Here is a 12,954-nt window from a genome sequence, read left to right as displayed (position 1 = left end):
ACGACAAATCAACGAGTTATGCCATGGATTTGCGCAATAAAGACAGCCCAAACGGGCGGTCTTGGAAACCGTCGGATATTACCACAATCGCCTTGTTCTTGGGAGTACAGCGGTCGCTGTGCGACCGATCGCGGGCAAGCCCGCTCCCACAGAGGGGACCAGCACCAACCCCTGTGGGAGCGGGCTTGCCCGCGATGAGGCCCGAAAGAACACCCAACGTCACATCAATGCAACCGCTTGCGACACATCAACTGCGCCATCTTCGCCGCATCCGGCCGCTCAACGATGCCCTTCTCGGTCACGATCGCATCGATAAGATCCGCAGGCGTCACATCGAACACCGGGTTGTAAGCATCGACATTCGCGCCGACCCGTCGCCCGCCAACCTCCAGCAATTCGCTGCCGTCGCGCTCTTCGATAGGGATATCCTCACCACTGGCCAGGCTCATATCGATGGTGGAACTCGGCGCCACCACCATGAACCGCACACCGTGGTGCATGGCTGTCACGGCCAGTTGATAGGTGCCGATCTTGTTCGCCACATCGCCATTGGCCGTGATCCGGTCGGCGCCGACGATGACCCAGGTAATACCCTTGGTCTTCATCAGGTGCGCCGCGGCGGAATCAGCGTTCAACGTGACCGGAATGCCCTCATTGGCCAATTCCCACGCAGTCAAGCGCGACCCCTGCAACCAGGGCCGTGTCTCGTCGGCATAGACGCGCTCGACCATACCCTCCAGCCAGGCCCCGCGAATGACCCCCAAGGCCGTGCCGAAGCCACCGGTGGCCAAGGCGCCAGTATTGCAGTGGGTCAACAGCGCCTGAACATTGCCCTGATGCCTGCGAATCAGGTCCACGCCCAACTGCGCCATGGTCAGGTTGGCTTCACGGTCGCTCTCATGGATCGCCAGCGCTTCAGCCTCCAGACCCGCCAGGGGGTCATCGCTGCGCTTGAGCCGCTCCAGGCGATCGCGCATGCGATTGAGCGCCCAGAACAGATTGACTGCCGTGGGCCGGGAAGCCGCCAGCACCTTGAAGTCTTCTTCCAGCGCAGCGTGCCAGTCACCACCGGCAGCCAGCCGCTTGCGCGCCCCCAGCACGATGCCATAGGCCGCGCTGATACCGATTGCAGGCGCACCACGCACCACCATCGAACGAATCGCCTCGGCGACACCCGCAGCGTCGGTATACGCCAGCCAGGTTTCCTCGAAGGGCAGAATTCGTTGATCGAGCAGGTACAAGGCGTCCTCTCGCCAATCGATGGCCTTAACCTTCTCCGCAGCCAATAGTCGATCGCGCATGCCACACCCCGTACTCGGACATCAAAAGCGGTCGATTATAGCGAGCCCCCGGCCAAGACGCTCGGGTATACTTCGCCATCACCGTTCAAAAGCACTGGAAAGCCGCCATGCCCAACCCTGCAGCCCCGCTCGACCTCCTGCTCCTGCCCACCTGGCTGGTGCCTGTGGAACCGGCCGGCGTGGTCCTGCAAGCCCATGGCGTCGGCGTCCGCGACGGCCGCATTGCCTATATCGGCCCACGCGAAGAGGCGTTGAAGCTCGCCGCCAGCGAGGTCCGCGAACTGCCGGGCTGCCTGCTCAGCCCCGGGCTGATCAATGCCCACGGCCACGCCGCGATGACCCTGTTCCGCGGCCTGGCCGACGATTTGCCCTTGATGACCTGGCTGGAGGAGCACATCTGGCCGGCCGAAGGGCGCTGGGTCGACGAGGCGTTTGTCCGTGACGGCACCGACCTGGCCATCGCCGAGCAGCTCAAAGGCGGCATCACCTGTTTCTCGGACATGTATTTCTTCCCGAAAGTTGCCAGCGAACGTATCCATGAAAGCGGCATTCGCGCCCAGATCGCCATTCCGATCCTGGACTTCCCGATTCCGGGCGCCCGCGACACCGATCACGCCCTGCACCAGGGCGTCGAGCTGTTCAACGATCTCAAGCACCACCCACGCATCACCGTCGCCTTCGGCCCCCACGCGCCCTATACAGTGAGCGACGAAAACCTGGAAAAGATCCGTGTGCTGGCCGAAGAACTCGACGCCGCCATTCACATGCATGTTCAGGAGACCGCCTTCGAGGTGCAACAGTCACTCGAGCAACGTGGCGAGCGCCCGCTGGCTCGCCTGGCGCACCTGGGCCTGCTCGGGCCGCGCATGCAGGCCGTGCACATGACCCAGGTCAGCGACGAAGACCTCACCCTGCTGGTAGAAACCAACACCAGCGTAATTCATTGCCCCGAGTCGAACCTGAAACTGGCCAGCGGCTTCTGTCCGGTCGAACGTCTGTGGCAAGCCGGGGTCAATGTCGCAGTCGGTACCGATGGCGCCGCCAGCAACAACGACCTGGACCTGCTCGGCGAAACCCGTACCGCTGCCCTGTTGGCCAAGGCCGTCGCCGGCTGCGCCACCGCCCTGGATGCCCATCGCGCCCTGCGCATGGCTACCCTCAACGGCGCCAGGGCGCTGGGCCTGGACGCCGCTATCGGCTCACTGGAGCCTGGCAAGGCTGCCGACATGGTCGCTTTCGACCTGTCGGGCCTGGCCCAGCAACCGATCTACGATCCGGTCTCGCAACTGATTTATGCCAGCGGTCGCGATTGCGTGAAACATGTCTGGGTCGCCGGCAAGCAGCTGCTCGACGAGCGCCGCCTGACTCGCCTGGATGAACAACAGCTGCATGCCACGGCCACGGCCTGGGGCAAACGCATCGGCGGCCACACCGAATAACCCACCGGCAGGCGCCTGACCTGCCGGCAAGCACGCAGAATTTTCAAGCTTCAGAGGACAGTCCATGAGCAACGTCGACCACGCTGAAATCGCCAAATTCGAGGCCTTGGCCCACCGCTGGTGGGACCGCGAAAGCGAGTTCAAGCCACTGCACGACATCAACCCCCTGCGGGTCAACTGGATCGATGAGCGGGTCAACCTGGCCGGCAAGAAGGTGCTCGACGTCGGTTGCGGCGGCGGCATTCTCAGCGAAGCCATGGCCCAGCGCGGCGCCACCGTCACCGGTATCGACATGGGCGAGGCGCCCTTGGCCGTGGCCCAGTTGCATCAACTGGAATCGGGCGTGAACGTCGAATACCGGCAAATCACCGCCGAGGCCCTGGCCGAGGAAATGCCCGAGCAGTTCGACGTCGTCACCTGCCTTGAGATGCTCGAGCACGTGCCGGACCCAGCGTCGGTGATCCGCGCCTGTTTCCGCATGGTCAAGCCGGGTGGCCAGGTGTTCTTCTCGACCATCAACCGCAATCCAAAGGCGTATCTGTTCGCCATCGTCGGTGCCGAATACATCATGAAGCTGCTGCCGCGCGGCACCCACGACTTCAAGAAGTTCATCCGCCCTTCCGAACTGGGTGCCTGGAGCCGTGCCGCCGGTCTGACGGTCAAGGACATCATCGGCCTGACCTACAACCCGCTGACCAAGCACTATAAATTGGCTGCCGATGTAGACGTCAATTACATGATCCAGACCCTGCGCGAGGAATGAGCATGCGTTTAAGAGCAGTACTTTTCGACATGGACGGCACCCTGCTCGATACGGCGCCGGATTTCATCGCCATCTGCCAGGGCATGCGCGCCGATCGCGGCTTGCCGGCAATGGACGAACAACTGATTCGTGACGTGATTTCCGGTGGCGCCCGCGCCATGGTCGAAGTGACCTTTGGCCTGTCGCCCGAATCGCCAGAGTTCGAGCCCCTGCGCCTTGAGTTCCTGGAACGCTACCAAAGCAACTGCGCGGTCCACAGCAAACTGTACGACGGCATGGCCGAGCTTCTGGCCGACATCGAAAGCTCCGACCTGGTCTGGGGCGTAGTCACCAACAAGCCGGTGCGCTTCGCCGAGCCGATCATGCAGCAACTGGGCCTGGCCGAACGCTCGGCCCTGCTGATCTGCCCCGACCACGTCAAGAACAGCAAGCCAGACCCGGAGCCGCTGATCCTGGCCTGCAAGATGCTCGACCTGGACCCGGCCAGCGTATTGTTCGTCGGCGATGACCTGCGCGATATCGAGTCCGGGCGCGATGCCGGCACCCGCACCGCCGCCGTGACCTATGGCTATATTCATCCTCAGGACAACCCGAACAACTGGGGGGCGGATGTGGTAGTCGATCATCCGCTGGATTTGCGCAAGGTGCTTGATAGCGCTTTGTGTAGCTGCTGATTTGAAGGTCCTTTGGACCTTATCGCGGGCAAGCCCGCTCCCACAGAGTTCAGGTGTCATTCACAAAATTGTGAATTTACTGGGATCCACTGTGGGAGCTGGCTTGCCAGCGATGAAGTCACCACCTAATTCGAGGTCTACCCATGTTTGACTACTCCGCCCGCCCAGAACTGCTCAAGGACCGGGTAATCCTGGTCACCGGCGCAGGCCGCGGAATCGGCGCTGCCGCCGCCAAGACTTATGCCGCCCACGGCGCCACCGTCCTGCTGCTGGGCAAGACCGAAGCCAACCTGATCGAGGTCTACGACGAAATCGAGGCAGCCGGCCATCCTCAGCCGGCGGTCATCCCGTTCAATCTGGAAACGGCCCTGCCCCACCAGTACGACGAACTGGCGGCCATGATCGAAAACGAGTTCGGTCGCCTGGACGGCCTGCTGCACAATGCCTCGATCATCGGGCCGAGAACGCCGCTGGAACAGCTGTCTGGCGAAAACTTCATGCGCGTCATGCACGTCAACGTCAACGCCATGTTCATGCTGACCAGCACCATGCTGCCGCTGCTCAAGCTGTCCCAGGATGCATCCGTGATCTTCACTTCCAGCAGCGTTGGCCGCAAGGGTCGGGCCTACTGGGGCGCCTATGGCGTTTCCAAGTTTGCCACTGAAGGCCTGATGCAGACCCTGGCGGACGAACTGGATGGTGTGGCGCCGGTCCGCGCCAACAGCGTCAACCCTGGCGCTACGCGCACCAGCATGCGCGCCCAGGCCTACCCGGGCGAGAATCCGGACATCAACCCGTTGCCCGAAGAGATCATGCCGGTCTACCTGTACCTGATGGGCCCTGACAGCGCCGGCATCAATGGCCAGGCGTTCAACGCCCAATAAGCCATAACGAGCACCTCAGTCTTCGAGCAGTGCCATCCGTTCATGCGCGGGTTGGTGCTGCTCGAACTGCATGCAGCGTTCGAGGAACAGGTACATATACTCATAACTCTTGCAGATCGCCCGCCGCAGCTCGTCACGCAGAGCAGTGGACGGATTGTTGCCTGCCAGGGTGCAAATGATTTCAAGTGCCTCCCAGGGATGCGAGTCATCGTACTGGGCATGCATCTTCAGCCACTTCATCGCCCGCTTGCGCCCTTCTTCGGGAAACGCGGCAGCATAGGCGCCAGTGGAACAAACCATCGCCGACCATTCGCCTGTGGCGCCTTCGATGGCGTAGTTGGTTGCGGCAATGGCGATGACCAGAGAGTCGGAAGAACTGGTGTGCCAGCACCAATGGCTCAGTGCCTGAAGCTCCCCAGGCACCTGTTGCGCCTGCAAGTCCTCGAGGCTGACGCCATGGGCCTGGCTCCAATTCACCCAGTAGTCGGCATGGTTCAGCTCGACCCGGATGTTGCGCATCAACCAGCGCCGCGCCATATCTTCGCCAGGATGGCGGGCGAAACGGGTCTTGGTCAGGTTCTGTGCCATGTACAAGGCAAATTGCTCGACCACCGGCCAGCCACCGATCAGGTACTGACGCATGGTCCTGGGGCTCAGCGAAGCGTCACGCATACGCTGGTACAGCTCATGTTCCACGACCCGGCGCTTGCTCTCGCTGCAATCCTGGATCAATTGCCGCGCCCACGCAGGGTAACTACCGACCTCCATCAAGGGACCGGTTCGGTTAAACGCGTCTGTCACTGTCGACTCCTTTTGACTCGGTGGCTGTGCAACCATCAGCGAAACGTGCCGGGCGCCTTGAACAACAAGGGCCTGGAGCGCTGGTGACGGCGTTGCAGGCTGGCGCTGTTGAATACTTGCGGACGTTCTATCAGATAGCCTTGGGCATAGTCGACACCGACCTCCATCAAGGCTTGCTCGATCAACGGCGTTTCCACGAATTCGGCAATGGTTTTCTTGCCCATCACATGGCCGATGTGATTGATGACCTCTACCATGGCCCGGTTGATGGGGTCGTCGAGCATGTCCTTGACGAAGCTACCGTCGATTTTCAGGAAGTCTACAGGCAAATGCTTGAGATAGACGAACGACGACATGCCGGCGCAAAAGTCATCCAGCGAGAAACGGCACCCCAGGCCTTTCAATTCATTGATGAAACGAATGGCGCTGCTCAGATTGGCAATGGCACTGGTCTCGGTAATTTCGAAACAAATCAATTCCGGCGGAATGTCGTGCTCGATGAACTGCTCACGCAAGAACTCCAGGAACTTCTCGTCACCGATACTGCTACCTGACAGATTGATCGCGCACATGGCCAGCGGGCCGTCATGCCCCTCGAACATGCAGTTGCGTATGACCTTGAATACATTCTGTACCACCCAGCTGTCGATCGCCGTCATCAACCCATAGCGCTCGGCCGCAGGAATGAAACTGTCCGGCAGAATGACCCGGCCCGTCTCATCATGCAGGCGCAACAGAATCTCGATATGCCCACCCGGGTTATCCGAAACGCCCAGCGCAGCAATCTCCTGGGCATAGAGGCAGAAGCGATTTTCTTCCAGGGCCATGTGCAGGCGCTGCACCCAGGCCATTTCGCCAAAACGCAGGGACAGTTCCGAGTCGTCGGCGTGGTAGACCTGAACCCGGTTACGGCCTTTCTCCTTGGCCATGTAGCACGCCATGTCCGCCGCCCGCAACGAGGCCTCCAGACTGGTCGGCGCCTGGGCAATGTGCACCACGCCAATGCTCACGGTCGTCACGAATTGCCGTCCCTTCCAGACGAAGTGCAGGTTCTGCACGGTCTGGCGCAAGCCTTCGCCGATCTTTTCCGCCACGTCCGACGGGCAGTTCTCCAGCAGAATGCCGAACTCGTCGCCGCCCAGGCGCGCCAGCGTATCGTCCTCGCGCAGGTTCGATTGCAGCAAGGTGCATATGTGCCGCAGCAATTCGTCGCCGGCCGCATGGCCACAGGTATCGTTGACCAGCTTGAATTGGTCCAGGTCCAGGAACATCAGGGAGTGGTGCGCGGCTTGCCGGCTCAGCCCCGTGAGCGCCAACTCGAGCCGGTGCTCGAATTCCCGTCGGTTGGCCAGCCCGGTCAACGCATCATGGCTGGCCTGCCAGGACAGATCATCGATGTACTGGCGCTCCTGGGTCATATCGTGCAACACCAGCACAGCACCACTGACCTTGCCCTGGGCCCGGATCGGTGCGCCCACCAGCGTCACCGAAACGGTACTGCCATCCAGGCGCTGAATCAGCTTGGCATGCTCGCTGCCACCGCGCAGCTCGCCACTGAGAATGTGGTCGATCAGCGTGAAGCTGTCTTTTTCGGCGTTGTCATCGAGCAGATTGAACAGCGATGCCAGCGGCATTCCATAGGCCTGCTCGGCATTCCACAGGGTCAGTTGCTCGGCTGCCGGGTTCATGTAAGCGATCGAACCGTCGACGCCCGTGGTGATCACACCATCGCCGATGGACTCCAGCGTGACCTGCGCCCGTTCACGCTCCACTTGCAGCGCACTGGCGAACGCATGCCGCTGCGCCAGCAACTTTTGCGATCGCCACAACGCCAGAATGATCAGCACCAGCGCCGTGACCAGGTTGGTCGCCAGCAGCATGCGCAATAGATAACGCGAGCCCTCGCCCAGGGCATTGCTGAATGCCATCGCGGCGGGCGTCACGCCATTGTTGATCGCAGCGATCTGCTCCTTCCAGCGAACGATCTGCGCTTCGCTGGCCAGGCCCCGAGAGATACCTTGATGCATCTGCCGGGCCACCTCATCGAGTTGCTGCAAGAAGCTATCGCCCACCGTCCACAGTTCGATGGCTTTTTCCATGTAGCTGAAATGGCGGAAATTCAAATACAACCAGATAACGCCGCTGACATCGTCCGGGTGGTTGCCCCCTTGCAGAATGCCCTGGCGGGCCGCATCCAGATCAGGCTGCGGGCTGTCCAGGGCAATGCGCAGGTCATGGCTGCCCTGTGGCACGGCAATAGCACGCTGATAATTGCGAAAAATCGATTCATCGCGGCTGTCGGCATACTGGCTCAGGTAATAGATCGCATCCTTTTGCCCCTTGGACCACAAGCTTTCGCCTGCCACATAGCCACGCACCGCCGACAGCGCGTAAAGACTGATACACCCCAACAATGCCTGAAACAGCACGACGGCTATGAATGGCCAGACGATGCCCAACAACCTTGGCGTTTCGAGAGTCCGTTTTTGCTTCATGAGTTCCCTTACATCAGCAGAGCCAGCCACAACCCAACTTACCACCGCTCAGACTAGGACAATTCTCCCCAGCGCAGCGGCTGAAACTGTCATTCATGAAGCCTGTTGTCTATCAGATTTGTTGCAAATGGCCATAGAGTTTGGCGTAAAGGCCACCTTCGGCGATCAATTGCAAGTGATCGCCATCCTCGGCCACATGCCCGCCATCGAACACCAGGACCCTGTCGGCCTGTTTAACGGCCGACAAACGGTGGGCGATGATCAAGGTGGTACGTTCACTCAGGAAGCGCGCGAGCGCCTGGTGCAGATTGTATTCAGTGGCAGCGTCCAGCGCCGAAGTGGCTTCATCGAGAATCACCACCTTGGGGTCGGCCAGGACCATGCGGGCAATCGCCAGGCGTTGGCGCTGGCCTCCGGAAAGACGTACGCCGGAACGCCCGACAACGCTGTCCAGGCCCTTGGGCAACGCCGCGATGGTGCCATCGAGCTGAGCGATTTCCAGTGCGCGCCAACACGCGTCATCCGAGCAGTCGCGGCCCATGGTCAGGTTAGCCCGCACGCTGTCGTTGAACAGCGAAGGATGCTGCAGTACTACGGCAACATTTTCGCGAACGGTTTCCAGGCCGATTTCCTGCAAGGTCGAGCCGCCAAAGCGGACGGTACCGGACTGCGGGGTATAGAGGCCGAGCAACAGCTGCACCAGGGTACTTTTTCCGCCCCCGCTGGCCCCCACCACCGCCACCTTCTCGCCCGGAGCGATGGACAGGTCCAGTTGATCGAGCACCAACTCTTCGCCGTAACCGAAGCTCAGGCCACGGACGTCGATGCCCACGGTGTCACGCCCCTTGAACGGGTCTGCACCGCCGGCATACTGCGGTTCATCGGCGCGCGCCAGCAATTCGTTGATACGGGTCAGCGCGCCACCGGCGGCGTAGTACGCATATTGCAGGTTCAGCAACTGCTCGACCGGGCCGATCATGAACCACAGGTAGCTGAATACCGCGAGCATCTGCCCGATGGAGAGGTCGGAGAACAGCACCGTGAGCATGGCCGCCGCGCGGAAAATATCGATGCCGAACTGGAACAGCAAACCGCTGGCACGGCCCGATGCATCGCTTTTCCACTGGGAAGCCACCGCGTAATCGCGCACTTCCTGGGCGCGCAAGCCAAGCCGACCGAGAAAAAAGCCCTGGCGGTTGCCGGCACGGATTTCCTGGATGGCATCCAGGGTTTCGGTCAAGGCCTGGGTGAAACGCGACGTGCTGTCGTTTTCGAGCTTCTTCAGATGCTTGACCCGCTTGCCCAACTGCACCGTGGCAAAGATCACCAGAGGGTTGAACAGCAGGATCAACAGCGCCAGCTCCCAGTGCATCCACATCAGGATCCCGGCGGTGCCGGTCAGGGTGAGTGCAGCCACCAGAAAGCGGCTGAGGGTCTCGCCGACGAATTTATCCAGGGTATCGAGGTCGGTGACCAGGTGAGTCGTGACCGTGCCGCTGCCCAGGCTTTCGTACTCGCTGAGGGAGATCCGCTTGAGCCGTTCGATCAGGCGAATGCGCAAGCGATAGACCATGTCCTTGGCCAGCCCCGCAAACAATCGCGCCTGAAGCACGTTGAAAACCAGCCCCGCGCCGCGCAGGGTCAAGGTCACCAGCAGCATCAGACCGATATAGCCGGCCGCCACCTGCCAGCTGTCGGGCAACAGCCGGTTCATCCATTTGAGGGCCGCATCGCCATGGCCGAGCAAGACTTCGTCGACCAGCAATGGCAATAGCAAGGGAATCGGAACCGTGCACAGGGTCGCCAGCACCGCCACACCGTTGGCGATCCAAAGGGCTTTTTTATGACGCAGGGCCAACCGCCGAATTTCCGCCCATGTCAAACGATCCGAATGAGTCGGCTCCTTGACGGGTGGAAGGTGCGGTGAGCCCGAGACGTCAAGCATAAGCGGCACGCTCCAGCCAGCGACCGAGCAACGGTGCCAGTTCAGAAAGAGGCTGATAGCCGTTGGTCAGCAGCGCCAGCTGGCCGTTGCGTTCGGCCAGCAGTGTCGGGAAACCGGCGATACCCAGGTCCTGCACCCAGGTGAAATCGGCCGCCGTGGTCATTTGCTGCTCGGCACTGTCGAAGGCCGCGGCGAACTCGTTGCGCGGCAGGCCTGCCGCTTCGGCCAGCTCCACCAGCACCGGCGCGCGGGTGACATCGCGCCCTTGCACATAAAACGCGTGCTGGATGAGCTTGACCAACGGCCAGGCGCAGGAAGGGTCGAGATTGCGCGCCGCCACCACCGCCCGGCAGGCGGGCTCGGTGTCGTAGATGAAACCCTCGGGCAGCGCCCCTTCGAACGCAAAGGCCTGCCCAGTGGCATCGCTCACCGCCTGCCAATGCTCGAGGATATAGCGCCGGGTCGAAGGATCCAGCGCCACGCTGCCGGTGCGCAAACCGCCCATGACCAGGTGCACTTCCACACCCGCCGCATGCGCCTGTTCGATCAGGGCCTCGGCCACTGGCGCAAACCCCCAGCACCAGGAGCACATCGGGTCCATCACGTACAACAGGCGAGCGGACATGGATCAGACCTCCGTGACTTTCCGGTAATTATGGCCGATCGGGTGCGGCAGGTTGCGTGCTTTTGCCAACTCGATCTGCTTTTGCCGGTCGATCGCACTGCGGCGAGTCTTTTCACTCAGGCTGTCCCAGCAATGGGGGCAACTGATGCCGGGTGAATAATGTTCCGACTCGCGGTCCTGCACACTGATCGGCGTGCGGCAGGCATGACATTGATCATAGTCGCCCTCGGTCAGGTCATGACGCACAGTGACCCGGTTATCGAAGACGAAACAGTCACCTTCCCAACGGCTCTCTTCCTGCGGGACCTCTTCGAGGTACTTCAGGATGCCGCCCTTGAGGTGATAAACCTCCTCGTATCCCTCGCCCAGCATGTAGCTCGAAGCCTTCTCACAACGAATGCCGCCGGTACAGAACATCGCGACTTTCTTGTGGCGGGCCGGGTCGAAATTGGCCTTGATGTAGTCCGGGAATTCGCGAAAGCTGGTGGTCTTTGGATCGATGGCGCCCTGGAAAGTGCCAATCGAAACCTCGTAGTCGTTACGGGTATCGATCAACAGGACTTCAGGGTCGCTGATCAACGCGTTCCAGTCCTGCGGTTCGACATAGGTGCCGACCCGGTAGTTGGGGTCCACGCCTTCGACGCCCAGGGTGACGATCTCTTTCTTGAGCTTGACCTTGGTGCGGTAGAACGGTTGTTCGTCGCAGTACGACTCTTTGTGGTCGAGGTCGACCATGCGCTCGTCGCCCTTGAGCCAGGCCAGCAGGCCGTCGATCCCTTCGCGGGTACCGGAAACGGTGCCGTTGATGCCTTCTTCGGCCAGCAGCAGCGTGCCTTTGATGCCATTGTCTTCCATTGCCTTGAGCAGGGGCTCGCGCAATTCGACGTAATTATTGAGGGTGACGAACTTATACAGTGCCGCCACGACAATGCTTTGTGTCATGGGTATTTCTCCTGGTGGTCACCCTCGCAAAGGGCGGACCGGATGCAAAAAAAAACGCGCCGACAGGCGGCGCGTTGCGGATTCTAGCAAAAACTGACGGTCAGTGTTTACTACCGCCGGCACAGGTCGGCGATGCCGGGGCTGCGCCGATCTTTTCCCACTCTTGCGGCGTGTACGTGTGCAGGGCCAGGGCGTGGAATTGCCCCATCAACTCGCCCAGCGTGGCGTACACTTTCTGATGACGCTTGACGCTATTGAGGCCGTCGAACTGCTCGCTGACCAGCACCGCCTTGAAGTGCGTCTCCAGGCCGCGACTGTGCATGTGGCTCTCGTCGAGCACTTGCAGGTGTTCTGGCTTCAGGACGGCCAGCGATTGCTCAATACGTTGCTGCATGGACATGAGCGGCTCCGCTTACGGCTTCTTCGCCGGTGCTGCGGCGGCAGCCTTGGCGGCACCCGCCGGGTCCAGTTCCTTGGTCATGTCGGCCAGCAGCTTGTTGACCACAGGCACGGCGCTTTCCAGTTTCTGCTGGGTCAGCTGTGCGGATTTCTGGGTCACGACCGGCATTTTTTCCAGGACTTTGCGGCCCAGTGGCGATTGATAGAAGGCGACCAGGTCCTTGAGTTCCTGTTCACTGAAGTTGTCGGTGTACAGCTTGATCATGTCAGGCTTGAGCTTGTTCCAGCCGATGGCCTGGTCCAGCGCGGCATTGGCCTTGGCCTGGTAGGTATCGAGCACGGCTTTTTTCGACGCCGGGGCCTTGGTCTGTTCGAAGCGCTGGGCAAACATTTGCTGAACTTGCATGTACACCGGGGTGCCAAGCTTGTCGGCATGCGCCATCTTCAGGAAGGCGTCGGCGCTGGCCTCATGGCTGGGGGTAGCGGCGAAGACCTGGCCGCTGGCGCAGACCAGAGCAACTGCGGTGCAAATGGCACGAAGACGAGTCATCGGGTTTCCTTTAATTGGCAGGCGAGGTTTCACCTCTGAGTTGAACATTCTGCGCCCACGAAGGTGCAGGGCTCAACCCTGGTTACGTTGAGAGGTTACCGTCAGATCATGGATCAATGGAACCGAAGTGTCGAAT

General features: G+C 60.9%; 12 protein-coding genes. 4 read left to right on the top strand and 8 right to left on the bottom strand.

Annotated features, from left to right (window positions below; genetic code table 11):
- Nucleotides 1-224: 224 nt before the first annotated feature.
- Entirely contained in the window at nucleotides 225-1,301 is a 1,077-nt protein-coding gene (gene mtnA / locus F2S13_RS03735; RefSeq protein ID WP_166359104.1) for an S-methyl-5-thioribose-1-phosphate isomerase, read from the bottom strand.
- 107 nt (nucleotides 1,302-1,408) lie between these two features.
- Here mtnA and F2S13_RS03730 point away from each other — a divergent pair, with 107 nt between their 5' ends.
- The 4 genes from F2S13_RS03730 to F2S13_RS03715 all read left to right on the top strand — a co-directional run bounded on the left by F2S13_RS03730 (nucleotide 1,409) and on the right by F2S13_RS03715 (nucleotide 5,061).
- Nucleotides 1,409-2,740: a TRZ/ATZ family hydrolase gene (locus tag F2S13_RS03730; protein ID WP_166359103.1), complete on the top strand. Its 1,332-nt coding sequence runs from the start codon at nucleotides 1,409-1,411 to the stop codon at nucleotides 2,738-2,740.
- Nucleotides 2,741-2,804: 64 nt separating this feature from the next.
- Nucleotides 2,805-3,503, top strand: a complete 699-nt coding sequence (gene ubiG, locus F2S13_RS03725; protein ID WP_166359102.1) for a bifunctional 2-polyprenyl-6-hydroxyphenol methylase/3-demethylubiquinol 3-O-methyltransferase UbiG — start codon at nucleotides 2,805-2,807, stop codon at nucleotides 3,501-3,503.
- 2 nt (nucleotides 3,504-3,505) lie between these two features.
- Complete coding sequence (gene mupP / locus F2S13_RS03720) at nucleotides 3,506-4,177, top strand: N-acetylmuramic acid 6-phosphate phosphatase MupP (protein WP_166359101.1); 672 nt, start codon at nucleotides 3,506-3,508, stop codon at nucleotides 4,175-4,177.
- A 143-nt stretch (nucleotides 4,178-4,320) separates the two neighbouring features.
- Complete coding sequence (locus tag F2S13_RS03715; RefSeq protein WP_166359100.1) at nucleotides 4,321-5,061, top strand: YciK family oxidoreductase; 741 nt, start codon at nucleotides 4,321-4,323, stop codon at nucleotides 5,059-5,061.
- Nucleotides 5,062-5,076: 15 nt separating this feature from the next.
- Here the strand turns inward: F2S13_RS03715 and F2S13_RS03710 are convergent, their stop codons facing one another.
- The 7 genes from F2S13_RS03710 to F2S13_RS03680 form a co-directional block, all read right to left on the bottom strand.
- Nucleotides 5,077-5,898: an iron-containing redox enzyme family protein gene (locus F2S13_RS03710; RefSeq protein ID WP_218583789.1), complete on the bottom strand. Its 822-nt coding sequence runs from the start codon at nucleotides 5,896-5,898 to the stop codon at nucleotides 5,077-5,079.
- Nucleotides 5,898-8,357: an EAL domain-containing protein gene (locus F2S13_RS03705; protein ID WP_166359098.1), complete on the bottom strand. Its 2,460-nt coding sequence runs from the start codon at nucleotides 8,355-8,357 to the stop codon at nucleotides 5,898-5,900. The genes F2S13_RS03710 and F2S13_RS03705 overlap by 1 nt, the downstream gene beginning before the upstream one ends.
- A gap of 112 nt (nucleotides 8,358-8,469) precedes the next feature.
- Nucleotides 8,470-10,302, bottom strand: coding sequence for an ABC transporter ATP-binding protein (locus F2S13_RS03700; protein WP_166359097.1), 1,833 nt, complete (start codon nucleotides 10,300-10,302; stop codon nucleotides 8,470-8,472).
- Nucleotides 10,295-10,927, bottom strand: a complete 633-nt coding sequence (locus F2S13_RS03695) for a DsbA family protein (protein ID WP_166359096.1) — start codon at nucleotides 10,925-10,927, stop codon at nucleotides 10,295-10,297. Before F2S13_RS03695 ends, F2S13_RS03700 begins: the two co-directional genes overlap by 8 nt.
- Nucleotides 10,928-10,930: 3 nt before the next feature.
- Complete coding sequence (gene trhO, locus F2S13_RS03690) at nucleotides 10,931-11,869, bottom strand: oxygen-dependent tRNA uridine(34) hydroxylase TrhO (protein WP_166359095.1); 939 nt, start codon at nucleotides 11,867-11,869, stop codon at nucleotides 10,931-10,933.
- Between the two features lie 100 nt (nucleotides 11,870-11,969).
- Nucleotides 11,970-12,269, bottom strand: coding sequence for a BolA family protein (locus F2S13_RS03685; protein ID WP_166359094.1), 300 nt, complete (start codon nucleotides 12,267-12,269; stop codon nucleotides 11,970-11,972).
- A 12-nt stretch (nucleotides 12,270-12,281) separates the two neighbouring features.
- Nucleotides 12,282-12,818 (bottom strand): DUF2059 domain-containing protein, encoded by a 537-nt coding sequence (locus F2S13_RS03680; RefSeq protein ID WP_166359093.1) that lies wholly within the window; start codon nucleotides 12,816-12,818, stop codon nucleotides 12,282-12,284.
- Nucleotides 12,819-12,954 lie beyond the last annotated feature (136 nt).

Source organism: Pseudomonas akapageensis, from assembly GCF_011355085.1.
Taxonomy (GTDB): Bacteria; Pseudomonadota; Gammaproteobacteria; order Pseudomonadales; family Pseudomonadaceae; genus Aquipseudomonas; species Aquipseudomonas akapageensis.
Note: the sequence above shows the minus strand (reverse complement) of the source record. Positions and strands in the feature narration are given on the sequence as shown.